Genomic DNA, 23,561 nt, shown 5'->3' with positions numbered 1-23,561 from the left:
TCAGACCGCCGTCAGCCAGCCGCTGGCGACGTGTTCCTCGCCGCGCACGACGCGCCGGTACAGCGCACCCAGTTCGGTGCTGACCGGGTTGCCGTCGTAACGGCGGTGCTCGATCTCCGCCACCGGCGCGACCTCGGCCGCGGTCCCGCAGGCGAACACCTCGTCGGCGTCCAGCAGTTCCTCGACCGTGACCGCACGCGACTCGGCGCCGCTGAGCGCGATCAGGGTGTCGCGGGTGATGCCCGGCAGCGCGTCGCGGTGCTCGACCGCGGTCACCCGGCCGCCCTTGACCATGAACACGTTGGCGCCGGTGCATTCGACGACGAAACCGTCGCGGTCGGTGAACAGCGCCTCGTCGAAGCCGCGGGCCTTGCTCTCGCGCTTGGCCAGGATCGAGTTGACGTAGGCGCCGCACAGCTTCAGCGGCGGCAGCGAATCGGCCGGATTGCGTCGCCACGTGCTGATGCCCAGCCGGGCGCGGGTGCCGTTGAGATGTACCTGGGTCGCGGTGGTGGCGACCATCAGGTGTTCGGTGTGGCCCTCGACGTCCAGCCCGAAGCTGCCCTCGCCGAACCACGCCAGCGGGCGGATGTAGGCGTCGCGGTGGCGGTTGGCGCGCAGCGTCGCCAGCACCGCTTCCGTCGCCTGTGACGGGTCGAAGGCCATGCCCAGCAGCGACGCGCCCTTGCGCATGCGCGCCATGTGCTCGGGCAGGCGGAACACCGCGGCGCCGCCGTCGGCGGTGGCGTAGGCGCGGATGCCCTCGAACACGCCGCTGCCGTAGTGCATCGCGTGCGTGGTCAGGCCGGCCTGCAGCGCGTCGATGTCGCACAGGGCGCCATCGAACCAGGCCCGCGGCCGGTCCGCGCCGCCGGCCTCCTGGTCCGGGCGGATGGGGGTGACGGTGGCGGCGGCCGCCTGCGCTGCGTTCAGCGACATGGCTGCATCTCCACCGACAGGCAGTCGTAGAGTTTGGCCAGCTGGCCGCGCAGCGCGCTGTCGGGGCGCTCGCTCTCGACGGTCATGCGCAGGTTCCAGCGGTCGCCGTCGTCCGGCGCGTCGCCTTCCAGGGACACCGCGCGGAAGCCGCGCCGTTCGGTGGTGCCGAGCACCCGGATCAGTGCGCCCTCGGCGCGGCGCAGGGTCATGTCAAGCTGGTAACGCATGGGTCGTTTCCTTGGCGGATGGCGTGGGGGTGGACGTGGGCGGCGCGACGGCCGGTGCACCGGTGTCGAGCGAGGTCGCCTCGTCGGCATCGAGCATCTGCGCGTTGTTGTGGTTGGGCGGCACCAGCGGCCAGACGTTGGCGGCGGTGTCGATGGCGACGTGCAGCAGCGCCGGGCCGGGCGCGTCGAGCAGCGCCTGCAGCGCGTCCTCGACCTCGTCGGCGCGTTCGATCGACAGCGCGGTGATGCCGAACGCGCGCGCGACCTCGGCGAAGTCTGGGTTGTCGGACAGGTCGATTTCCGAATAGCGGCGCTCGAAGAACAGTTCCTGCCATTGCCGCACCATGCCCAGCGCCTGGTTGTCGAGCAGGACGATCTTCACCGGCAGGCGGTAGCGGCGCAGCGTCGCCAGTTCCTGCACGTTCATCAGGAACGAGCCGTCGCCGCTGACGCAGACCACGCGCCGCGACGGATCCTGCAGCTGCGCGCCGATCGCCGCCGGCAGGCCGAAGCCCATCGCGCCGAGCGCGCCGCTGGTCAGGTGCTTGCGCGGATGGTCGAAGCGCCAGTGCTGCGCCACCCACATCTGGTGCTGGCCGACGTCGCAGGCGACCACGGCGTCGGGCGCCAGCTCGCTCATGCGCTTGAGCAGCGCCGGCGCGAACACCTTGTCGCCGGGGGCGTCGTAGCGCGCACCGAACCGGGCCCGGCGTTCGCTGCACAGCGTCCGCCAGGCCGTGCGCGCGGCCGCGTGGCGGCCTTCCTGCTGCGCCGCGCACGGTGCAGCCAGCCGAGACAGGCTGGCGGCGACGTCGCCGCACACCGCGACATCGGTGGCGCGCAGCTTGCCGATCTCGCAGCCGTCGCCGTCGAGATGGACGACGCGCGCATGCGGCGCGAACTCGGCCAGCTTGCCGGTGGCGCGGTCGTCGAAGCGCGCGCCGACGACGATCAGCAGGTCCGACTCCTGCACCGCCAGGTTGGCCGCGCGCGCGCCGTGCATGCCCAGCATGCCGAGGTTGGCCGGGTGCGAGGCGGGAAGCGCGCCGAGGCCGCGCAGGGTCAGCACGGTCGGGATCCGGGTCAGGTCGGCGAACTCGCGGAACGCCTCCAGCGCATCGCCCAGCACGATGCCGCCGCCGCCGTAGACGACCGGGCGCTCGGACTGCGCGATCAGTGCCGCGGCCTCGTGCAGCGACGGATCCGCGCAGGCCGGCATGGTGTCGGCCTGCGACGGCACGTGCGCGCCCAGGTGCGAGGCGTCGCCGATCTGCACGTCCTTGGGCAGGTCGATCAGCACCGGCCCGGGCCGCCCGGAGCGGGCGATGCGGAAGGCCTCGGCGACCACCCGCGGCAGTTCGTCGACGCTGCGCAGCAGGAAGCTGTGCTTGACGATCGGCAGGGTCATGCCGAACGTGTCCAGCTCCTGGAACGCATCGGTGCCCAGCAGCGGCGTCGCCACCTGGCCGGTGATGATGACCATCGGCACCGAGTCGAGCATCGCGTCGGCGATGCCGGTCACCAGGTTCGAGGCGCCCGGACCGGAGGTCGCCACGCACACGCCGACGCGCCCGCTGGCCCGCGCGAACCCGTTCGCGGCGAACGCCGCGCCCTGTTCGTGACGGACGAGTACATGCTTCAGCGATGCGCCGTGCAGCGCGTCGTAGAACGGCATGATCGCGCCGCCCGGATAGCCGAAGATCGTGTCGACCCCCTCGGCCTCCAGCGCCTGCACCAGCCAGCGGGCGCCGTTCATCAGGCGGCCTCGGACTGCGTCTGGGCCGCGGCGTCGGTGTCGGCCTGGGCATTCAGCCAGACCATCTTCGCGCGCAGCTCCTTGCCGACCTTCTCGATCGGATGATCGAAATCGGCCTGCTTGAAGCGCTTGTAGTTCGGCAGGCCGGCCTCGTACTCGGCGACCCAGTTCTTGGTGAACGTGCCGTTCTGGATGTCGGTCAGCACGTCCTTCATGCGTGCCTTGACGCTGGCGTCGATGACCCGCGGGCCGCTGACGTAGTCGCCGTACTGCGCGGTCTCGGAGATGAATTCCAGCATGCGGGTGATGCCGCCCTCGTAGAACAGGTCGACGATCAGCTTCAGTTCGTGCAGCACCTCGTAGTACGCGATCTCCGGCTGGTAGCCGGCTTCCACCAGCGTCTCGAAGCCGGCCTGCACCAGCGACGAGGCGCCGCCGCACAGCACCGCCTGCTCGCCGAACAGGTCGGTCTCGGTCTCTTCCTTGAACGTCGTCTTGATGACGTTCGCGCGCGCCCCGCCGAGGCCCGCGGCATAGGTCAGCGCCAGCTGCTCGGCGTGGCCGCTGCGGTCCTGCTCGACCGCGTAGATGCACGGCACGCCGCGGCCGATCTCGTACTCGCGGCGGACCAGCGCGCCCGGGCCCTTCGGCGCGACCAGCACCACGTCCAGGTCGTCGCGCGGCGCGATCATGCCGAAATGCACGTTCAGGCCATGCGCGAACAGCAGGCAGGCGCCGGGCTTCATGTGCGGCGCCAGCACCTCGTTGTACAGCTGCTTCTGCACCATGTCCGGGGTCAGCACCGCGACCAGGTCGGCATCGGCAACCGCTTCGGCCGGCGTCTTGACGATGAAGCCGTCGGCCTTCGCCTTCTGCTCGGTCGGGCCGCCGGGACGCAGGCCGATGGTGACGTCGAAGCCGGAGTCGCGCAGGTTCAACGCGTGCGCGCGGCCCTGGCTGCCGTAGCCGACGATGGCGATGGTGGGTCTGGTGTTGCTCATGAGCGGTGGTGTCCGGTTGGAGGGGTGGAAGGGTGGCGGAAGGCCGCGGCTTGCAGGCCGCGGGTCGGGCCCTGCATGGCCCGGATACGACGACGGCCGGTGGTCGAGGGCGCTGCCCTGTTCCATCCGGCCGTCCGGCGGGTCGTGGCCATCGCGCCCCGGGAGGCGCCGCGGCCGCGACAGCGAGATGTCGCCGCGCTGCGATCCGCCTGCGTTTCGCGCATGGCCTGCGCGGCGCCCCGCGCACGCATCGACGCGCGCCGCGAGGCGGTGCGGGACGTGGCTGGCGACGGGGCGGGGCGGCAGGTCATGGGATGCGTGCGGTTGCTGGCGTATGGCGGGGAGCGGATGGAAACGCGGGAGGTTGGACCAACAAAAAACCCCGCGCTGGTGGGCGCGGGGTTTCGGTTCTTTCGACCTTGGTGTCTGCGGTTATTCTCGCAAACCCATCCCTGCGCCCGGTTGGACGGTAATAAGGAGGCCTACGAGGAGAATCGACGCGTGCGCGACCGGGGCGCCGGAGTCGGCGGCCAGCAGGGTCTGCGGATGGATGTTGCGATGCGTCATGGGGAGCGAGAAAAACACGCGTCCGCCGCCGTGTCAACAGTTACGTCGACAACCGTTCGCCGCCGTCGGCGCCGCGGGCGCAGCCATTGCGCCGGCGAGGGGCATCACTTGCCGCCGGCGTGGTGCCGTCGGCGCAACAGCTTCAATGCCGCCTGTTCCCACTGCCGCGCGCCGCGCGCGCTGGCGGCCGTGCGCTGCAGGCTGCCGTCGCGCCAGGCGGCATACAGCACCGGGTCGATGTAGGCCTTGCGGCAGACCGCGACGGTATTGCCGAGCGCATCGGCGACCTCGGCGATCACCTGCTTCTCCGCCGCCGCCAGTGCGCGTTCGCCCGGCGGATGCCCGGTCCTGCCTTCGGGCAAGGGTGTTGCCGCGAACCGGCGGAAGGCCAGCAGCGTGCCGCCCCAGGTGCGGAAGTCCTTGGCGGTGAAGCCTTCGCCCATCGCATCGCGCAGGTAGTCGTTGACCATGCCCGAGTCGATGCCGCACTGCGCGCCGTCGTCGTCGACGTACTGGAACAGCGCCTGTCCCGGCAACTGCTGCACCTTGCGCACCAGCCGGCACAGGCGGGCGTCGTCGAGCACGATCTCCTGCGGCTGGCCGCTCTTGCCGCGGAACTTCAGCCGCGCGCGCCCGGCGCGGGCCAGTTCGAAATGGCGGTTGCGCAGCGTCGTCAGGCCGAACGAGCCGTTGCTGCGGGTGTAGCTGTCGTTGCCCACGCGCACCAGCGTCTGCGCCATCAGCGACACGACGATCGCCAGCACCTTCGCGCGCGGGTAGCCGGGCAGCGCGAGATCGCGCCGCAGCGCCCGCCGCAGCCGCGGCAGCGCCGCGCCGAACGCCACGATGCGGTCGAACTTGCCGTCGCCGCGGACCGCGCTCCAATCGGGGTGGTAGCGGTACTGCTTGCGGCCGCGCGCATCGCGCCCGGTCGCCTGCAGGTGGCCGTCGGCACGCAGGCAGATCCAGACCCGGGTATAGGCGGGCGGCACGGCCAGCCGGCGCACGCGCGCCAGGGTGTCGGCGTCGCGTACGGGTGCGCCGTCGGGAAGGCGGTAGCTGAAGCCCTTGCCCGCGCGGACCCGGCGGATGCCGGGTTCGGCATCGCTGACCCAGCGCAGGCCGGCGGCGCGCGCGGCATCCGCTGCCGGTACCGGGGAGGCAGCGGACGCCGGTGCGGCGGCGACGCGGCGCCGGCCGCGCGACGGCGTGCGGGTGCGCGCCGTCCGGGCATGTGTCGTGCGCGTGGACGCCGTGCGGCTCGGAGACGGAGGCTTGGGCGGCATGTACCGCTGATAACAGCGCATCGATCAGGGCTTCGTGAACAGGCCGGCTTCACCCGGCTGGCACGCCGCCTCTCGGAGACTCGGCGCCACACCAACCCTTGGAGAACACCGTGAACACCCATCGAGTCCAGAAACTGCTGCTGGCCCCCGCGATCACCGCCGCGCTGCTGTTCGCCGGTAGCGTCTCCGCGCAGGAGCGGGCGGACCATGACGACCACAAGGACCATACCGTCGCCGCCAACACCGAGTCCGACCAGCCGGTGTCCGACACCTGGATCACCACCAAGGTCAAGGCGGACCTGCTGGCCAGCAGCCACGTGTCCGGCCTCGACATCGGCGTCGAGACCGCCAACGGCACGGTCAGCCTGTCGGGCGAGGTCGACAACCAGGCGCAGATCGACCGCGCCACCGAGATCGCCCGCGGCATCAAGGGCGTGACCAGCGTCGACACCAGCCAGCTGCAGGTCAAGCCTGCTGCCCGGTAAATTTTCGCGCGGCAACCGCTGCACGCTGTTCCGGCGCCTCCCGCACCCCGTGTGCGGGAGGCGTCATCGTTTCCGGCATCGGCACGCCGCCGGCTTTGTGCCGGCCCGCGTGCCTCAGCCGGCCAGCAGCACCTCGCGCAAAGCGGCATCGTCGATGGCGAGCGGCCGTGACTGCGCGGGGCGCGCAAGGCATGCGGCCAGCGCATCGGGTACCGCGACCGCGTGGCCGACCAGCGGCTCGACGATGCTGTCGAACTTCGCCGGATGCGCGGTGGCGACGATTGCCCAGTCGCGGGTGTCGCCACTGCCACGCAGGCGCTGCAGCACCTCGAGTCCGGTCGCGGTATGCGGGCAGGCGACGATGCCGTGGCGCGCCGGCGCGGTGGCGATCACCTCGCGGATCGTCGCATCGTCGACCGACGTGGCCTGCAGCGTCCGGCGCAGCTGGTCGTCGTCGGCGAACCAGTGCCGCAGCCGTTCGATGTTGCTCGGTGCGCCGACGTCCATCGCGTTGGCCAGCGTCGCGCGCGTGGGTTGCGGCGCATAGCCGGCGCCGTCGAGGAAGCGTGGCAGCGTGTCGTTGGCATTGCAGGCCAGGTGCAGGCCGCCGATCGGCGCGCCCATGCGTTGGGCCACCAGCGCGGCGCAGGCGTTGCCGAGGTTGCCGGTCGGCACGATGAAGTGCAGCGCGCGGCCGCTGCGCGCGAAATGCGCCGCCGCGGCGTGCGCATAGTAGGCGGCCTGCGGCAGCAGTCGGCCGAGGCTGATGCTGTTGGCCGAGCCCAGCGGGCGCCGTGCACGCAGGTCGGTATACGACAGCGCCTGCTTCACCAGCCGCTGGCAGTCGTCGAAGCTGCCGGCGACGCGGTAGGCCTGCACGTTGTCGCCCCAGCACTCCAGGCCGTGCGCCTGGCGCGGCGAGACCTTGCCTTCGGGATAGAGGATGGCGACGCGGAAGCCCGGCCGGCGATGGAACGCGGCGGCGACCGCGGCGCCGGTGTCGCCCGAGGTCGCGACGACGATCGTCGTGTCCGGTGCATCGGGTACGCGCAGCGCGCCGAGCGCTGCGGCAAGGAAGCGCGCGGCGTAGTCCTTGAACGCCGCGGTCGGCCCGTGGAACAGTTCGAGCACGTGGTCGCCGGCGCCGCGCAGCGGCCGCAGCGGCGCGTCGAAGGCGAAGGCCTCGGCGCACAGCGCAGGCAGCTGCGTGCGCAGCGTCGATGCCGCCAGATAGGGCGCCAGCACGGCTTCGGCAGTGGCGGGCAGCGTGGCGCGGGGCGTGGCGAGGTCGATGCGCGGGAGTTCTTCGGGGACATACAGCCCGCCATCGGGTGCGAGCCCGGCGACGAGCGCGGTGTCGAACGGCGTGGGCGCGACGCCGCCGCGGGTACTGACGAACTGCATGGATCGGATGCCTTGGAAAGGGAGAACGTGGGAGGTTGTGTGGTCAGCCCCTTCTCCCGCATGCGGGTGAAGGGCGCTGGAGGTGCGTGTCGATCAGTCGGGAGACGCGATCACCTCGGCGCGCGGGCCGTTGACCGGGGTGACGTAGGCGCGCGCGTCGATGCCGCGGTCGACGAAACCCCGGCGCATCGCCGGCGCGGCGGCGCGCGCCTCGGCCTCGGACGCGAACCAGGCGAACACGCTGGGCCCGCCGCCGGAGATGCTGGCGCCGATCGCGCCATGGCCGAGCGCCGCCGCCTTGACCTCGGCGAAGCCGGGGATCAGCGCCGCGCGGCGTGGTTCCACCAGTACGTCGCGCAGGCCGGCGCGCAGCAGCCCGATGTCGCCGCGTTGCAGGCCGGTCAGGAACAGGCAGAGGTGGGTGCTGTGGGCGACGACGGTGTGCAGATCGAAGGGCGCGGCCAGCACCTCGCGCGAGCGCCGCGTCTCCAGGATCTGGTCCGGATGCACGACCACCGCATGCAGCCAGTCCGGCGTCGGCAGCGGCAGCGCGAGGTCCGGGGTCGCCATCGCCACGCCGCCGAGCAGCATCGGCGCGACGTTGTCGCCATGCCGGCTGCCGCTGGCGATCGCCTCGCCGTCGAGCGCGAACGGGTACAGCGCCTCGCGCGGCAGCGGCGCGTCGAGCAGCGCGTTCGCGGCGACCACCGCGGCCACGCAGGACGCGGCCGAGCCGCCGAGGCCGGAACCGAGCGGGATGCCCTTGTCGAGCTGCACCGCGAAACCGAACGGCAGGCCGAGCGCGGCGCGCAGCGACTGCAGCGCGCGGCCGGCGGTGTTGGCATCAGCATCCAGCGGCAGCCGGTCGACGCCCGCGACATCGCCGCGGATCGCCTCGATGCGGACCGTGTCCTCGTCGATGCGGCGCACCGTGGCGCGGTCGCGCGGGCCGTCGACCGCGTGGCCGAGCAGGTCGAAGCCGACGCCGATGTTGCCGACGCTGGCGGGCGCGAACGCGGTGATGCGGGGCGTGGTCATGGACGTCGTGGCCGGAACGGGGGGGGACAGGGAATCAGCGCAGGGCATGGGCGATCGCCAGCACATCGCCGAACACGCCCGCCGCGGTGACCTGCGGGCCGGCCCCCGGCCCCTGCACGACCAGCGGATTGTCGGCGTAGCGGGCGGTGGTGAACTGCACGAGGTTGTCGGTCAGGCGGGTATGCATGCATGCATGATCGGCCGGCAGCGCGCGGACGCCAACACTGGCGTGGCCGCCCTGGTCGAGCTTGGCGATGTGGCGCAGGCCGCAGCCGTCGGCGCGGGCCGCGTCCAGCCGTGCCTGCATCGGCACGTCCATCTCCTCCAGGCGGTCCAGGAACGCCTCGACCGGCACCTCGCGCAGTGCCTCCGGCACCAGGCTTTCGACCGCGACATCGTCCAGCGACAGCGGCCGTCCGGCCTCGCGGGCCAGGATCACCAGCTTGCGCGCGACGTCCAGGCCCGACAGGTCGTCGCGCGGGTCCGGCTCGGTGTAGCCGAGTGCGCGCGCCTCGCGCACCAGCGCCGAGAACGGGCGGCTGCCGTCGAAGCTGTTGAACAGCCAGGCCAGCGTGCCCGACAGCATGCCGTCGATGCCGTGCAGGGTGTCGCCGGTGTCGAGCAGGTTGCGCAGGGTGAAGATCACCGGCAGGCCGGCGCCGACGGTGGCCTCGTAGAGGAAGCGGCTCTGGCCGCTGCGGCGCGCGGCGGCGATCGCCGCGTAGCGCGCCCAGTCGCCGCTGCCGGCGTGCTTGTTCGGGGTGACGACATGGATGCCGGCGGCCAGCCATTGCGGGTAGCGGGCGGCGACCGCGTCGCTGGCGCTGCAGTCGACGATCATCGCGTGCGGCAGGTGGCTGGCGCGGATATGCGCGGCGAACGCGTCGAGATCGCAGGGCTGGCCGGCCTCGCCCCGCAGTGCGTCGACCGCGTGCGCGGGATCGAGCGCGCCGTCGCTGAGGTGCATGCGCCGGCTGCTGGCCACGCCGCGCAGGCGCAGGTCGACGCCGGACTGCGCGCGCAGCCCCGGCAGCACGCCGGCCAGTTGCGCCAGCAGCGCCTTGCCGACCTGGCCGGGACCGATCACGCCGACCGACACCGTCTGCGGCGACAGCCAGAATGCGGCATGCGCGGCGCGCAGCGCGCGGGTCGCGTCGGCCTGCGCGATCGCGACCGAGATGTTGCGCTCGCTCGCGCCCTGGGCGATCGCGCGGATGTTGACCCGCGCCTGCGCCAGCCCGTCGAACAGTCGCGCCGCGACGCCCTGGGTGCCGACCATGCCGTCGCCGACCGCCGCCAGCACGCACAGGTCGTGGGTCACCGCGACGCCCTGGGCCTGGCCGTCGACGATCGCGTCGGCGAAGGCGGCGACGATGGCGTCCCGCCCGCGTTCGGCCTGGTCGGCGCGGACCACGCAGCAGATCGAATGCTCCGAGGAGCCCTGCGAGATCATCGTCACCGACACCCCGGCGCGGTTGAGCGCGGCGAACATGCGCTCGGCCATGCCCGGCACGCCGACCAGGCCGTTGCCGACCAGTTCCAGCACCGCGACATCGGGTACCAGGCTCAGGCCCTTGACCGGCGACGCGGCCGGCGCGCTGTCGGGCGCGATCAGGGTGCCCGGCGCGGCCGGGTTGCGGCTGTTGCGGATGCGCACCGGCACGCCGCGTCCCTGCACCGGTGCCAGCGTCTGCGGATGCAGCACCTTGGCGCCGAAATAGGCCAGCTCGCAGGCTTCCGCATACGACATCGCATCCAGGCACACCGCGTCGGGCACCAGCCGCGGGTCGGCCGACAGCACGCCGTCGACGTCGGTCCAGATGGTCAGCGCGTCGGCGTCGAACAGGTTGGCGAAGATCGCCGCGGAATAGTCGCTGCCGTTGCGCCCGAGCGTGGTCGCGCGGCCCTGTGCGTCGCGCGCGACGAAGCCGGTGACCACCACGTCGCGCGGCGCGTTGGCCAGCCGCCACTGCGCGAGCCTGGCGCGGCTGGCGTCCCAGTCGACCGACGCGCCCATCTCGCCGGCCTGGACCACCAGCACGTCGCGCGCATCCAGCCGCTGCCAGCCCGGCCCGAGCGCGGCCTGGACCAGGCGCGAGGACAGCAGCTCGCCGGCGCCGTGGATGCGGGCATCCAGTTTCGCCATGTCGCCGCTGCCGCCGGCCAGTGCCTGCAGGTCGTCGGCCAGCAGCGCGAACTCGCCCTCGATCGCCGCGTGCAGCGAACCGGCGGGCGCGGCCTCGAACGCGGACGCGGTGTCGAGATGGCGTTGCCGCAGCACATCCCAGCCCGGCTTCCAGTCGGCGCCGCCGCGCGCGGCATCGGCCAGGGCGACCAGCGCATTGGTCGTGCCGTGCATCGCCGAGACCACGACCGGACGCAGGCGCGCGTCGTCGGCGACCAGGCCGGCCAGGGCGCGGATGCAGGCCGCATCGGCGAGGCTGCTGCCGCCGAACTTGTGGACATGGCAGGCGAGCGCCGGGGGCTGTGCCGGTGCGGCGGCGAGAGGGACTTCGGACAGAACGGCGGACGACATCTTTGGAGCTCCGGTTGGGCTCCGCGTCTTCGCTCGGGCGGGATCGCGCGGATCCGCATCCCGGGCGGGATGCGGAGCGGCGAGGTCAGGTCAACTGGCGGCGCGCATCCACATCCCGGGGCCGGTGATACCGGTGCCGGTGGTGGTGACGATGGTGGTAATGCCAATTACAACGCGGCCGATCGCAGCACACGCCGACGTACCGGAAATACCGGTGCGGGGCAGGCGCTGCGGAGGCGTTGTGCGATGCATCATGGGCCGCAGCACACCACGGCGCTTCACGGGCTGTCAACAGTTGACGGCGAAACCGTTTGCCCCGCCCGGGCTTGAGACATCTGCCGACGCGCCGTGACAGACGCCTGCGATTCGCGGTGTAATGGCCGCGAAGCGGGGGTACCGGCGTGGCCGGTTGAGACAGTCCCTTCGAACCTGATCCGGCTGATACCGGCGTAGGGAAGCTTCGCAGGACCTGCCGCAGGACCGTCTTCCGCGCCTCGTGCGCGATAGACATCCCGCAGTTGCCCCGCGCCGCCGCTTCGTCCCGTTCCCAGCGAACAAGCCACAGGACGAATGCCATGACTGCCGTGCCCTCCACCCTGCTGCAGCAGACCGGACTGCTGTCCGAATCGGTGACCCGCCCGATCCCGGGCTCGCGCAAGATCCACGTCGAGGGCTCGCGCCCGGACCTGCGCGTGGCGATGCGCGAGATCGCGCAGACCCGCACGCCGACGCTGTTCGGCGGCGAGGGCAATCCGCCGGTCACCGTCTACGACCCGTCCGGGCCGTACACCGATCCCGACGTCGTGATCGATCTCGCCGCAGGCCTCGCGCCGATGCGCGCGCGCTGGATCGAGGAGCGCGGCGACACCGAGGTCTTGCCTGCCTTGAGTTCGTCGTTCGGGCGCTCGCGCGAAACCGATGCGAGGCTCGACGCGGTGCGCTTCCCGGCACGCGCGCTGCCGCGGCGCGCGAAGGCCGGCGCGAACGTGACCCAGATGCACTACGCCCGGCGCGGCATCGTCACCCCGGAGATGGAATACGTCGCGATCCGCGAGAACCAGCGGCTGGAGCGGGTGCACGACGCGATGCTGCGCAGCCAGCATCCGGGCGAAGCCTTCGGCGCCAGCATCCAGCAGGTCATCACCCCGGAGTTCGTGCGCGACGAGATCGCGCGCGGCCGCGCGATCCTGCCGAACAACATCAACCATCCCGAGAGCGAGCCGATGATCATCGGCCGCAACTTCCTGACCAAGATCAACGCGAATATCGGCAATTCTGCCGTCAGTTCCGGGATCGCCGAGGAAGTGGAGAAGCTGGTCTGGGCGATCCGCTGGGGCGGCGACACGGTCATGGACCTGTCGACCGGCAAGCACATCCACGAGACCCGCGAGTGGATCATCCGCAACTCGCCGGTGCCGATTGGCACGGTGCCGATCTACCAGGCGCTGGAAAAAGTGGACGGCCGCGCCGAGGCGCTGACCTGGGAGATCTTCCGCGACACGCTGATCGAGCAGGCCGAGCAGGGCGTCGACTACTTCACGATCCACGCCGGCGTGCTGCTGCGCTACGTGCCGCTGACGGCGAAGCGGGTGACTGGCATCGTCTCGCGCGGCGGCTCGATCATGGCCAAGTGGTGCCTGGCGCATCATCGCGAGAGTTTCCTCTATACGCACTTCGAGGACATCTGCGGGATCATGAAGGCCTACGACGTGGCCTTCTCGCTCGGCGACGGGCTGCGCCCGGGCTGCATCGCCGACGCCAACGACGCCGCGCAGTTCGGCGAGCTGGAGACGCTGGGCGAACTGACGAAGATCGCCTGGAAGCACGACGTGCAGACCATGATCGAAGGCCCCGGTCACGTGCCGATGCAGCTGATCAAGGAGAACATGGACAAGCAGCTGCGCGAGTGCGGCGAGGCGCCGTTCTACACGCTGGGACCGCTGACCACCGACATCGCCCCGGGTTACGACCACATCACCTCGGCGATCGGCGCGGCGATGATCGGCTGGTACGGCACCGCGATGCTCTGCTACGTGACGCCGAAGGAGCATCTCGGCCTGCCCAACCGCGAGGACGTGCGCGACGGCATCATGGCCTACAGGATCGCCGCGCACGCGGCCGACCTCGCCAAGGGGCATCCGGGTGCTCAGGTGCGCGACAACGCGCTGTCCAAGGCGCGCTTCGAGTTCCGCTGGCAGGACCAGTTCCACCTCGGCCTCGACCCGGAGAAGGCCGAGGCCTTCCATGACGAGACCCTGCCCAAGGACGCGCACAAGGCCGCGCACTTCTGCTCGATGTGCGGCCCGCACTTCTGCTCGATGAAGATCACCCAGGACGTGCGCGACTACGCGTCCGGGCTCGGGGTCGAGGCATCGGCCGCGCTAACCGCCGGCATGGCCCAGAAGTCGGCCGAGTTCCGCGCCGCCGGCGCCGAGGTCTACCATCGGGAGTGACGCGGCCTGAACCGTTCATCGTGCCGTCGCACCCGCTCGACGGCAGGCGGCGTATGTTCAGGACGCGTATCGGGACACGCTGGCACTGTTCCCCCAACAACAGGGAGATCCGACATGAGCACCAAACCGAGCAGGTCGCGACGCCTCGCCGTCTGGCTTGCGGGCCTGTGCGCACTGGTGCTGCTCGCCGGTTGCGCCACCGGCCCGCGCATCACCACCGAGGCCGATCCGCGCGCCGATTTCTCCGCCTACCGCACCTGGTCGTTCTACTCGCCGCTGGCGATCGAAAGCGAAGGCTACGAAACCGCGACCAGCGAGATCACCAAGGCCGCGGTCCGCACCGAGATGGAACGTCGCGGCTACACCTACAGCGAGGACGCGCCCGACCTGTGGGTCAACATCAACGCCTACATGGAGCGTCGCACCGACGTCAGCAGCTACCCGACGGTCGACTATGCGTACTACTACAGCTACCGCCACCGCGGTTATTTCGCGGTGCCGTACTGGAACGAGCGCACCCAGGTCTATCGCTACACCGAGGGCACGATGAACGTCGACCTGGTCGATGCGCGGCAGAAGCGCCTGGTCTGGGAAGGTGTCGCCGTGGGTCGCGTCGCGAATCTCAAGCCCGAGCAGCGCGCGGCGCGGATCAACAGCACGATCGCCGAGATCTTCGCCAGCTACCCGCACCAGGCAGGCACCCCCGGCGCGACGCTGTAGGTTGCAGGCAGTGGCACACCGGTTCGATGCCGGTGCAGCTGCGCACGTCGGCCGCGCGGGGCCGACCTGCGAGACTGTCCCGCCCCCCGGGATCCCTTGACCGTAGCCGGCGTTGCGCGCGCCGGCCGCAGGGGCCGACCTACGCAGGATCGGGGCGTCTTCCCCGGATTTTGCAGCAGAACGAGAAAGGCGGGCCATGGCCCGCCTTTTGCGTATCCGGAAGTTCCCGCGGCCGGAGATCCGCTCAGCCGGCCAGTGCCTGCGCAACGCGCTGCAGCCAGCCGCGCCAGGTGGCGCCGTCGCGGGTCGGGTCGTACTCGCTGCCCAGCGCCTGCAGCTTTTCGCCGAGCGCGCCCTCGTCGAGATCCTGGCCCAGCAGCGCTTCCGCCTCGGCCCGCGTCTGCGCCACCTGTTCCGGAGACTCGCTGCCACGGTAGTAGTCGACGACCGCATCGGCGGTGTCATGCTCGTCCCGCCAGTCCTGGTGGAAATAGCCGGACAGGAAGTTCTGCAATGCGGGGTAGTCGCTCATTCGGGCCTACTGCGGGTGGCGAAGGGTCAGGGCTTGTTGGGATAGCCGGTGACGATTCTATAGCCGGTGTCGAGCTGATTCGACCGCTCCAGCACCAGCCGGACCGAGAAGACGTCGACCGCTTCGCTTTGTCCGCGGCTCACCGAGATGCCGGTGCTGGCATCGTAGGTCGAGTCGATCACCAGGCGGTTGCCGCCCTGGCCGTCGACCCAGGCATCGATGCTGTCCTGGTGTTCGGCGATGGTTTCGGACACGAAGTGCTCGGCCTCGGGCAGGTCGCGGAAGCTGGACGCGGCGCTGATGTTGTCGCGGTTGACGCGGTCGACCAGCCACTGCTCGCTCTTGCCGACATGGCGTTCGATCAGGTGGCCGCCGACGTCCTCGTGCGCCTGCAGGCCACCGCCGGGCACCTGCGCGGTGCCGTCGGGTGCGTCCGGGCCCTCGCCCACGCCCAGGTGCGCGTCGAGCCGGTCGATGGTGGCCTCCACGGCATCGCGCTCCACGCGCGACAGTTGTCCGGCGGGCAGCGCGGACAGTGCATCGCGGATGTCGCCGAGCAGCGGCGCCAGTTCGTCGGCGAACACCGGACTGCGCTCGGAAAGTGTGATGGCGTCCGCAGTCTGGTCGAGGAAGTCCCCGATGCCACCGCTGTCGAGCAGGGCATCGAGGTGGGCATCGAGCGTGTCGCGCGAGGCGGCGGCCAGCGACAGCGGATCGGACGCGGCAGTGCCGGCATGCAGTGAGGTCGTGGCCGGGAAGGCGCCTGCGGACCAGGCGGCGGTGGCATCCATGGGGAGAGAGCCCTGTATGGGGGAAACCGCGAGATTAGGCGGCCGGCGCGCGGCTGGTCAGCTGGTGCTGACCCTAGTGTCGCGGCAGATCGGATGCCGGTCTGCGTGTGTCATCGAGCCGCATTGCCGCGTTGTGGCACCCGTCGACATGGCCGGCATCCTCTTCTTGTTCTTGCGCGTTGCGTCCGGCACGTGGACAGCTGATCGCTGTCGCGATACCGGCGATGCGTTGCAGGCGCGGCACCGGGTGACCTTTGGCATTCGCCGCCGGGCCCCGCAATTGCGATCTTTCCGGGGCAATCGGCGGGATCGCGCATTCAGTCCAGGGCGATGCGATTGCGGTTCCACTGCCCGTCAATGCGGCTTGTCGTCGTTGGCACGGATTTACGGCATGCAATGGCGGAACTTTTTGCGATTTGAGTCGGTTCGCTACGCGCCGTTCAGCGTGTGCTTTCTATCCTTCATGGTTTGGTGCGGTGCCTGTGCATGCAAGACACGTCCACTCCTGTCGCCGGTGATCACATCCGCATACGGATCGGTGCGGGTGTGGTCGACGTGGCCATGCGCGAGATCGAGATGCCGGGCGCACGTGGCAGCCGCCGGGTCACGCCGAAGGCGATGATGGTGCTGCGGCTGCTGGTCGACGCGCAGGGACGGGTGGTCAGTCGGACCGAACTGCTGGCCCGCGCCTGGCCGGACACCCTGCCGACCGACGACGTGTTGACCCAGGCGGTCACGCAACTGCGCAAGGCGTTCGGGGCGGGCACGGTCGGCGCTGCCGAAGGGCGTCGCTATATCGAAACCATCGCCAAGACCGGATATCGGCTGACAGTGCCGGTGGAGGTCCTGGAGCACGCGGACATCGATGTGCCGATGTCCGCCAGCGCGCCACCGGCTGTCGAAGAGGCGGGCTTGGTGGCGGCGGTTCCGGGCGATTCCCGATCCGCGCCGGAACCGCGCGCTGCCACGGTGACGGAGGCGTCGGCCGCGACCCTCCCGCAGACTGCCGCTCCACGCCGTCGCGACCGGCTGCTGCTCGGGACGACGGCCGCGCTGCTGCTGGCGGTGATGGTGGTCGGCGTGATGGTGGCGGCGCTGCACGCGCCGACGCGGTCGCAGACAGGTCTCGTGGCCGCTGTTTCCGGCCCGGCCAAACCGTATCGCCTGATCACCAATGCCGCCGGATTCGAATTGTCGCCCACGCTGTCGCCGGATGCCTCGATGCTGGCCTACAGCGCGTCGGACAGCGAGCGCCGCGAAGACGGCGACGCCACCGGCAGCGCCATCCTGGTGCAGACGACCACGAGTGCGCCGCCGCGGCAGCTCACGCACCCCGGGATCGGCGTACGCGACGACCTGCCGGCATGGTCGCCGGACGGGCGCGAGATCGCATTCGCCCGCTGGCTGCCGGACGGTTCCTGCCGGATCCTGCTGGTGGCGGCCGTGGGGGCGGGCGAGGAACGCGAGGTCACGCGCTGCGACGGCAGCGATCTGCTCAGTTTCGACTGGTCGCCCGATGGTACGGCGCTGGTGTTCGGGACGATGACCGGTGACTCCGCCGGCAGGGGAATCCGCCTGCTCGACCCGGCATCGGGCCAGTGGCAGGCGCTGGACTACGACATGGCCGCCGGCAGCGTGGACTATCGTCCGCGCTATTCGCCCGACGGCAAGTGGATCGTGTTCGTGCGCAACCCCCAGCTCGGCGACCTGTGGCGGATTCCCGCCGGGGGCGGCCCGGCCGAACAGTTGACCCGGCTCGGGGCCGAGATCCGCGGCTGGAGCTGGCTCGACAGCGGTCGGCGCTTGGTCTTCGGCATGCGGGTGGATACCCAGTCACGGCTGTACACGTTCGACATCGCTTCCGGCGACATGCGCGACCTTGGTATCGACGATGCGCAGGGGCCGACCGTATCGCGCCGCGGGGAGATGATGGCGTTCGTGCACCGCAACCCGGAATTCGGCATCTACCGCGTGGATCCCGCGGGATCCGACGCGCCCGAGCGCGTATTCGCCTCCTCGGGCCGCGACACCCAGCCCACCGTGTCGCCGGATGGCCGCCAGCTGGTGTTCTCGTCGGACCGTGCCGGCAGCTTCGAACTGTGGTGGGCCGATCTGGCGAGTCCGGAATCGCTGCGCCCGATCGAGCGGATCCGTCCCGATACCCGCCAGGCCCCGGTCTGGTCCGACGACAGTGCGCAGTTGCTGGTGGCGGCCGTGCGCGACGACGATACCCCGGTCATCTACGAAGTCACGCCGGCAACCGGCGCGGTGGACGAACTGCCGGTGCCTGTCGAGCGTCCGCGGCTGGCGCTGTATGCAGGGGGCAGCACCCGGCTGCTGGTGCTGGACGAGCAGGGCGGCGGGACCCGGCTGACGCTGTACGACCGCAGTGGCGCGGACTGGCGTGCGCTGGCCGCGATCGAAGGCGTCTCCAATGCGCGCTACGACGCGGCGCGCGACAAGGTGCTGTTCACCCGGCTCGACAGCGACGGCCTCTGGGAGATCGGCGCCACGCTGCAGCCGTCCACGGCCCGCGCGATCGCCAATGTGCCGAGCCGATGGCGTTACCGCAGCTGGGCCTTGATCAACGGCGGCGTCAGTTATCTGCATATGGGGCCCGGTTGCCATTCCCAGCTGAGCCAGCTGAATGTGACGCGCGGCGAGGTGTCGCAGCCGGGTTGCCTGGCCGCCCAGGCTCGCAATGCAGTCAACGGGTTCAGCGCGGATCCGGTTTCGGGCGTGGCCTATGTCGCCCTCGCCGAGCAGGACGGGACCGATATCGCCTTCATGCCCGCCCCCCGGCCACTTGGTTCGCGACGGACGATGTTCGCCAACTGGTTGAATGGATTGAAGAAATCGGATTCGTAACGTTTTCGGAAGAACGCCGCCTGGATTTCGTGAAAGATTGCGCGGGAATTCGGATATCCGCGCGCCAGATTCGGCAAAAAGCCGCCACTGTTTCCTTTCGATGGTGGCGTCATGCAGCATTCCACGTTCTGGGCCGATCGCGGCCAGCTTCTCCATATTGCCGCAGCCGACGATACGGCCGCCCCCGAGACCGAGGCGCCGGCGACATCCCGCGCGGCCTGCGCCCGTCTGGGCATGCTCAAGGTGTCCCGGCCTGTGTTCAGCATCTGGATGCAGGTCCAGGGTGATGGCTGGATCGAGTCGCGCGAGGGCCGCTTCCGCATGCGACGCGGCGACTGGATGGCATTCGAGAGGGAGTCGGTGCCGGTCGTGCAGAGCGGCGCGCGCGGCCTGTGCATCGGCCTGCTGATCGAGGCCGACACGCTGCAGGCGCTCGAAGCACTGGACGGCAGCGCGCTGTACGCCGGACGCGGCCGCATGGCGCTGCGCGAGCTTCGCCCGTTGCTGCGGGTCTGGCGCGAGGCGGCCACGCCCGATGCTGGCGACGACCTGGCCGTCAGGCCGCTGCTGCTGCGGCTGGCGGCGATGCAGCGCGAGCTTGCCGCGCGCGTGCGCCGCTGCCCGGGCCGCTCGCGCAGCCGCAGGCGCCAGGTGTTCGGGCGCATGCAGCGTGCGCACCTGTATCTGGAAGGTCACAGCGACCGGGTGGTGCGCATCAGCGAACTCGCCGACCTGACCAGCTTCTCCAGCTGGTACTTCTCCAAGGCCTTCCACACGCTCTACGACGAAAGCCCGCAGGCGCTGTCGGTGCGGCTGCGTCTGGAACGTGCGGCCGACCTGTTGCGCGACACCTCGATGACCGTCGGGGAAGTGGCCGCGGCCAGCGGATTCGACAACTGCTGCAGCTTCGCGCGTGCGTTCAAGTCGCGGTTCGGCGTGCCGGCGACCCGCTATCGCAGCATCGCGTTGCGCGCCGCGAACGGCGCCACCAAATCAACGCAAGCGCAACGCGGACATAACACGCGGGTGTGACGGAGGTCGCCTTCGCGACGGGCTTTCCGGCATTACGCCAGATTCGGCAAAGCCATCTGGCGATGCCGGCAAAGCGACGTGTGGGGTCGTCGCCTTACCGTGCGTATGGCGTCTTAACGCGTCACTAACGCAACACACTCTGGAGAGAGAAACTTGATGAACCTTCGCACTCCCGCGATGCGGAAGGGCCTGTTGCCCGCCGCCATCGTGTTCGCACTTGCCCCGGTCGCCGCGCACGCGCAGGACCAGGCGACGCAGGGCGCCGGCACCACCGAACTCGACCGCATCCAGGTCACCGGCTCGCGCATCCGCTCGGTCGAAACCGAAACGGCGCAGCCCGTTTTCGTCATGAATCGCCAGCAGATCGAAGAGCAGGGTTTCCAGTCGGTTTCCGACATCCTGCAGAACATTTCGTCCGCTGGTAGCCCGGCGTTCAGCCGTTCGTCCGTGCTGGCATCGAACGAAAGCGCCGGCGGTTCCTACATCGACATGCGCAACCTCGGGCCCAGCCGCACGCTGATCCTGCTGGACGGCAAGCGCCTGGGCATCAACGCTGAAGGTCTGCAGGACGTCGCTTCGATTCCGTCCTCGATCGTCGAGCGCATCGAAGTCCTGAAGGATGGCGCGTCGACCCTGTACGGCTCGGACGCGGTCGCCGGCGTGGTCAACATCATCACGCGCAAGAACTTCGATGGCGCCGAAGGGAATGTCTACTTCGGCCAGAACACGCAGGGCGACGGGGCGATCACCAGTGGCGATTTCACGATCGGCTCGACCAGCGAGCGCAGCTCGCTGCTCTTCAGTGCGCAGTACTCGAAGGAAGATCCGGTCTGGGCGAAGGACCGTGCCTACAGCCGCACCGGCAGTGGTCCCTTCCATCCGACTGCCGGTCGGAGCGTCGTCAGCCAGTACGGCACGATCTCGAATCTGATCATCGGGACCGACGATGACGGCGACCCGATCTACGGTGACCTGATGACCCTGGATCGCGGTGGCGATTCCCGCAACTTTGCCGACTATCATGTCACTGACGACAACGACCTGGCGAATTCCAACGAGCAGATGATGCTCAAGAGCGGCATGGAGCGTCGTTCGATCTACACGCAGGGCCGCTTCGACTTCACCGACAACGTGTCGTTCGTCGCCGATGCGTTGTACAACCATCGCGAGACCGAAGTGCAGGTCGCGGGTTACCCCTTCCAGAGTGCTGCCTGGACCGACGTCGCCCCCACCAACCTCGATATCGACAGCTACTACAATCCGCTCGGCAACCAGAGCAGTCATGCGACGCCACAGGAAGTCGAGTTCTTCCGCCGTGGCTGGGAAGTGCCGCGCGTCACCAACAACAAGCTGACGACCTATCGCTTCTCGGCGGCCTTCGAAGGCGCGTTCGAGGTCGGCGAACGCTTCTTCGACTGGAGCGTCGGCTACATGTACAACAAGAATGAGGGTTCGAAGGTCGGCTACGGCGACTTCAACCTCATCAACACCGCGCAGGCGCTTGGCCCGTCGTTCCTCAACGCCGACGGTGTCGTGCAGTGCGGCACGCCGGACAACCCGATCGCGCTCGGTACGAGCCCGGGACAGTGCACGCCCTGGAATCCGCTGTCCAATTTCGGCGATGCTGGCCCCAATACGCTGGCTGATCCCAACGTGCAGAACTTCCTGTTCGCGCGTAACCAGTCGCTCTCCGAGTCCGAGACCCAGGTGTTCTCGGCCGACATCTCCGGTTCGATCGTGCAACTCCCGGCTGGCCCGCTGGGTTTCGCCGCGGGTCTCGAGCATCGCAAGGAATCGGCGATGTACTCGCCCGACGCGATGATGCAGAACGGCACCACCACGTCGAACGCCGCCGGCCTCACCCAAGGTCAGTACAGCCTCGACGAGGCCTACCTCGAGCTCAACGTGCCGTTGCTGTCCGACCTGCCGGGCGCGCAGGAACTGACCATTAACGTCGCCGGTCGTTACTCCGACTACGACACGTTCGGTGATACCACCAACCTCAAGGGTGGCTTCACCTGGAGGCCGATCGACCAGCTGCTGGTACGTGGTAATTACGGCGAAGGTTTCCGCGCGCCGGTGATCGGCGACCTGTACGGTGGCCTGTCAGGCACCTACACCTACTACACCGATCCCTGCGACACCACATTCGGCAACGCCGTCGTCAACCCAGCAACCGCCGCCCGCTGCGCCGCCGATCCGAACATCCCGGCCGGCTACCGCCAGGTCGTGCAGGGTGGCGGTCTGGCCACGCAGCCAGGCCAGCAGTCCAATGCGATGTACATGGTCGGTGCGAACCCGGACCTGCTGCCGGAAACCGCGGTCACCAAGACGCTGGGCCTGGTCTGGAGCCCGGAGTTCGTCGATGGCCTGGACATCTCGCTCGACTGGTGGAACGTCCGCATCGAGAACGCCATCCGCTCCGACGCGCTGACCCTGATCCTCGATGACTGCTACCAGCGTGGCATCGAGTCGCGCTGCGACTTCTTCACCCGTGACGCGACGGGTGAGATCGTCGACGCACAGTGGGGCATGCTCAACTCCGGTTGGCTGGAGACGGAAGGCTATGACCTCGAAGTCAACTACCGCCTGCGTGAGACCAGCTTCGGCGACTTCGGTGCCAACTGGCAGACGACCTACACCTCGTATCTCAACGAGCAGGTCGACGACACCGGCGAGAACCCGACGCAGGTCTACACCGGCTTTGGCGGCAACTTCCGCATCCGCTCGAACCTGCAGCTGACCTGGGACTATGGCGACTTCGGCGCAACCTGGGGCATGCGCTATTTCTCCAGCATCAAGGAGAACTGTGCGTACGATCAGACCGGCGGCCCGGAGTGCAATCTGCCCAACCACATCGCCCCGGACACCGGTGCGCAGCCGCTCAACCAGACGGGTTCGAACACGTTCAACGACGTGCAGATCCGCTACCGTGCACCGTGGAATGCCACGATCTCGCTGGGTGCGAACAACGTGTTCAACCGCGAAGGCCAAGTGTTGTACTCGCAGCCGAACAGCCAGTACAGCTACTACGGCGGTTTCGACATCGGTCGCTTCGTCTACATGAAGTACCAGCAGCGCTTCTGATCCATCGAAGTCCTGTGTGATCCGCACTACGGCCCCGAAAGGGGCCGTAGTTCTTTATGGATCTTCGACCGCTTGCATTGACTGCTGTCAACTGCGGCATCTTCATGAGTTGAGTAGCAGTCCGTCAGGGCTTGCGTGCGCTCCAAATTGAAAAGGCCGCCCACGGGCGGCCTTTTCTGTTGCGGATCGTTGTGCAGCCTGCCGTGCAGGTTGGATCGCCAGCTCAAACGCCGTTCTTGTAGCGCTCGATCGCCTCCACCAGCACCTGCTTGGCCTCGGCGGCGCCGGCCCAGCCGTCGAGCTTGACCCACTTGCCCTTCTCCAGGTCCTTGTAGTGCTCGAAGAAATGGCCGATGCGCTCGAGCCAGTGCGGCGAGACCTGCCCGATGTCGCTGATGTGCGCATAGCCGGCGAACACCTTCTCGACCGGCACGGCAAGGATCTTCTCGTCGGTCCCGGCCTCGTCGCTCATCTTCAGCACGCCGACCGGGCGGCAGCGGATCACCGAGCCGGGGATCAGCGGCAGCGGCAGCACCACCAGCACGTCGGCCGGGTCGCCGTCGCCGCAGACCGTGGCCGGCACGTAGCCGTAGTTGCACGGGTAGCGCATCGGCGTGGACAGGATGCGGTCGACGAAGATCGCGCCACTTTCCTTGTCGACCTCGTACTTGACGGGCTCGGCGTCCTTGGGGATCTCGATGATGACGTTGATTTCGTCCGGCGGATTCTTGCCGGTGGGGACGGAGTCCAGGCCCATGCGTGTGCGGTTCCATTGGCAATAAGGAGGGGCACAAGTTTACGCGCAACCATGCTGCGGCGCAGCGCGCCGGTGGTGGGCA

General features: G+C 69.4%; 17 protein-coding genes and 1 riboswitch. Of the genes, 6 read left to right on the top strand and 11 right to left on the bottom strand.

Annotated features, from left to right (window positions below; all coding sequences use genetic code 11):
• From LDO26_RS15905 to LDO26_RS15885, 5 genes are all read right to left on the bottom strand, one after another.
• Positions 1-939, bottom strand: a complete 939-nt coding sequence (locus tag LDO26_RS15905) for an aminotransferase class IV (RefSeq protein WP_232132078.1) — start codon at positions 937-939, stop codon at positions 1-3.
• Positions 930-1,166 carry an ACT domain-containing protein gene (locus tag LDO26_RS15900; RefSeq protein WP_232132077.1) on the bottom strand — a complete coding sequence of 79 codons (237 nt, stop codon included), beginning with the start codon at positions 1,164-1,166 and terminating at the stop codon, positions 930-932. Before LDO26_RS15900 ends, LDO26_RS15905 begins: the two co-directional genes overlap by 10 nt.
• A complete protein-coding gene (ilvG, locus tag LDO26_RS15895; protein WP_232132076.1) occupies positions 1,150-2,922 on the bottom strand; it encodes an acetolactate synthase 2 catalytic subunit in 1,773 nt (590 codons plus the stop codon). The genes LDO26_RS15900 and ilvG overlap by 17 nt, the downstream gene beginning before the upstream one ends.
• Positions 2,922-3,923, bottom strand: a complete 1,002-nt coding sequence (ilvC, locus tag LDO26_RS15890) for a ketol-acid reductoisomerase (RefSeq protein WP_232132075.1) — start codon at positions 3,921-3,923, stop codon at positions 2,922-2,924. Before ilvC ends, ilvG begins: the two co-directional genes overlap by 1 nt.
• Positions 3,924-4,594: 671 nt before the next feature.
• On the bottom strand, positions 4,595-5,776 hold the full coding sequence (locus LDO26_RS15885; RefSeq protein WP_232132074.1) for a DNA topoisomerase IB: 1,182 nt from the start codon (positions 5,774-5,776) through the stop codon (positions 4,595-4,597).
• A 110-nt stretch (positions 5,777-5,886) separates the two neighbouring features.
• On the opposite strand from LDO26_RS15885, the gene LDO26_RS15880 reads away from it, so the two are divergent.
• Positions 5,887-6,261, top strand: a complete 375-nt coding sequence (locus LDO26_RS15880) for a BON domain-containing protein (RefSeq protein ID WP_232132073.1) — start codon at positions 5,887-5,889, stop codon at positions 6,259-6,261.
• Positions 6,262-6,375: 114 nt separating this feature from the next.
• On the opposite strand, the gene thrC is transcribed toward LDO26_RS15880, so the two are convergent.
• From thrC to thrA, 3 genes are all read right to left on the bottom strand, one after another.
• Entirely contained in the window at positions 6,376-7,665 is a 1,290-nt protein-coding gene (gene thrC / locus LDO26_RS15875) for a threonine synthase (protein ID WP_232132072.1), read from the bottom strand.
• A 93-nt stretch (positions 7,666-7,758) separates the two neighbouring features.
• Positions 7,759-8,703, bottom strand: a complete 945-nt coding sequence (locus tag LDO26_RS15870) for a homoserine kinase (RefSeq protein ID WP_232132071.1) — start codon at positions 8,701-8,703, stop codon at positions 7,759-7,761.
• A 34-nt stretch (positions 8,704-8,737) separates the two neighbouring features.
• On the bottom strand, positions 8,738-11,239 hold the full coding sequence (gene thrA, locus LDO26_RS15865) for a bifunctional aspartate kinase/homoserine dehydrogenase I (protein WP_232132070.1): 2,502 nt from the start codon (positions 11,237-11,239) through the stop codon (positions 8,738-8,740).
• A gap of 379 nt (positions 11,240-11,618) precedes the next feature.
• Positions 11,619-11,713, top strand: a riboswitch (TPP riboswitch).
• 101 nt (positions 11,714-11,814) lie between these two features.
• Between thrA and thiC the strand changes: the two genes are divergently transcribed.
• Positions 11,815-13,692: a phosphomethylpyrimidine synthase ThiC gene (gene thiC, locus LDO26_RS15860; RefSeq protein ID WP_232132069.1), complete on the top strand. Its 1,878-nt coding sequence runs from the start codon at positions 11,815-11,817 to the stop codon at positions 13,690-13,692.
• Between the two features lie 114 nt (positions 13,693-13,806).
• Positions 13,807-14,412, top strand: a complete 606-nt coding sequence (locus LDO26_RS15855; RefSeq protein WP_232132068.1) for a DUF4136 domain-containing protein — start codon at positions 13,807-13,809, stop codon at positions 14,410-14,412.
• Positions 14,413-14,656: 244 nt separating this feature from the next.
• Here the strand turns inward: LDO26_RS15855 and LDO26_RS15850 are convergent, their stop codons facing one another.
• Together LDO26_RS15850 and LDO26_RS15845 are read right to left on the bottom strand one after the other, a co-directional pair.
• On the bottom strand, positions 14,657-14,944 hold the full coding sequence (locus LDO26_RS15850) for a contact-dependent growth inhibition system immunity protein (RefSeq protein WP_232132067.1): 288 nt from the start codon (positions 14,942-14,944) through the stop codon (positions 14,657-14,659).
• Between the two features lie 26 nt (positions 14,945-14,970).
• Positions 14,971-15,735 (bottom strand): RNase A-like domain-containing protein, encoded by a 765-nt coding sequence (locus LDO26_RS15845; RefSeq protein WP_232132066.1) that lies wholly within the window; start codon positions 15,733-15,735, stop codon positions 14,971-14,973.
• A gap of 561 nt (positions 15,736-16,296) precedes the next feature.
• Between LDO26_RS15845 and LDO26_RS15840 the strand changes: the two genes are divergently transcribed.
• From LDO26_RS15840 to LDO26_RS15830, 3 genes are all read left to right on the top strand, one after another.
• Positions 16,297-18,603, top strand: a complete 2,307-nt coding sequence (locus tag LDO26_RS15840; protein ID WP_232132065.1) for a winged helix-turn-helix domain-containing protein — start codon at positions 16,297-16,299, stop codon at positions 18,601-18,603.
• Positions 18,604-18,714: 111 nt separating this feature from the next.
• On the top strand, positions 18,715-19,635 hold the full coding sequence (locus LDO26_RS15835) for a helix-turn-helix transcriptional regulator (RefSeq protein ID WP_435594110.1): 921 nt from the start codon (positions 18,715-18,717) through the stop codon (positions 19,633-19,635).
• A gap of 156 nt (positions 19,636-19,791) precedes the next feature.
• The gene (locus tag LDO26_RS15830) at positions 19,792-22,722 is read left to right on the top strand and encodes a TonB-dependent receptor plug domain-containing protein (RefSeq protein WP_232132064.1); all 2,931 of its coding nucleotides are present in this window, start codon (positions 19,792-19,794) and stop codon (positions 22,720-22,722) included.
• A 223-nt stretch (positions 22,723-22,945) separates the two neighbouring features.
• Here LDO26_RS15830 and ppa read toward each other — a convergent pair whose 3' ends face one another.
• Complete coding sequence (gene ppa / locus LDO26_RS15825) at positions 22,946-23,479, bottom strand: inorganic diphosphatase (RefSeq protein WP_232132063.1); 534 nt, start codon at positions 23,477-23,479, stop codon at positions 22,946-22,948.
• Positions 23,480-23,561: the final 82 nt, after the last annotated feature.

Source organism: Proluteimonas luteida, assembly GCF_021191695.1.
In the GTDB taxonomy this organism is placed as follows: Bacteria; Pseudomonadota; Gammaproteobacteria; order Xanthomonadales; family Xanthomonadaceae; genus Luteimonas; species Luteimonas luteida.
The sequence above is the reverse complement of the archived record's forward strand: the minus strand, read 5'-3'. Positions and strand labels throughout refer to the sequence as shown.

Excerpts from the sequence above, each read along its gene's own strand:
- LDO26_RS15905 (WP_232132078.1), bottom strand. The coding sequence starts at position 939 with ATGTCGCTGAACGCAGCGCAGGCGGCCGCCGCCACCGTCACCCCCATC.
- LDO26_RS15900 (WP_232132077.1), bottom strand. The coding sequence starts at position 1,166 with ATGCGTTACCAGCTTGACATGACCCTGCGCCGCGCCGAGGGCGCACTG.
- ilvG (WP_232132076.1), bottom strand. The coding sequence starts at position 2,922 with ATGAACGGCGCCCGCTGGCTGGTGCAGGCGCTGGAGGCCGAGGGGGTC.
- ilvC (WP_232132075.1), bottom strand. The coding sequence starts at position 3,923 with ATGAGCAACACCAGACCCACCATCGCCATCGTCGGCTACGGCAGCCAG.
- LDO26_RS15885 (WP_232132074.1), bottom strand. The coding sequence starts at position 5,776 with ATGCCGCCCAAGCCTCCGTCTCCGAGCCGCACGGCGTCCACGCGCACG.
- thrC (WP_232132072.1), bottom strand. The coding sequence starts at position 7,665 with ATGCAGTTCGTCAGTACCCGCGGCGGCGTCGCGCCCACGCCGTTCGAC.
- LDO26_RS15870 (WP_232132071.1), bottom strand. The coding sequence starts at position 8,703 with ATGACCACGCCCCGCATCACCGCGTTCGCGCCCGCCAGCGTCGGCAAC.
- thrA (WP_232132070.1), bottom strand. The coding sequence starts at position 11,239 with ATGTCGTCCGCCGTTCTGTCCGAAGTCCCTCTCGCCGCCGCACCGGCA.
- thiC (WP_232132069.1), top strand. The coding sequence starts at position 11,815 with ATGACTGCCGTGCCCTCCACCCTGCTGCAGCAGACCGGACTGCTGTCC.
- LDO26_RS15855 (WP_232132068.1), top strand. The coding sequence starts at position 13,807 with ATGAGCACCAAACCGAGCAGGTCGCGACGCCTCGCCGTCTGGCTTGCG.
- LDO26_RS15850 (WP_232132067.1), bottom strand. The coding sequence starts at position 14,944 with ATGAGCGACTACCCCGCATTGCAGAACTTCCTGTCCGGCTATTTCCAC.
- LDO26_RS15845 (WP_232132066.1), bottom strand. The coding sequence starts at position 15,735 with ATGGATGCCACCGCCGCCTGGTCCGCAGGCGCCTTCCCGGCCACGACC.
- LDO26_RS15840 (WP_232132065.1), top strand. The coding sequence starts at position 16,297 with ATGCGCGAGATCGAGATGCCGGGCGCACGTGGCAGCCGCCGGGTCACG.
- LDO26_RS15835 (WP_435594110.1), top strand. The coding sequence starts at position 18,715 with ATGCAGCATTCCACGTTCTGGGCCGATCGCGGCCAGCTTCTCCATATT.
- LDO26_RS15830 (WP_232132064.1), top strand. The coding sequence starts at position 19,792 with ATGAACCTTCGCACTCCCGCGATGCGGAAGGGCCTGTTGCCCGCCGCC.
- ppa (WP_232132063.1), bottom strand. The coding sequence starts at position 23,479 with ATGGGCCTGGACTCCGTCCCCACCGGCAAGAATCCGCCGGACGAAATC.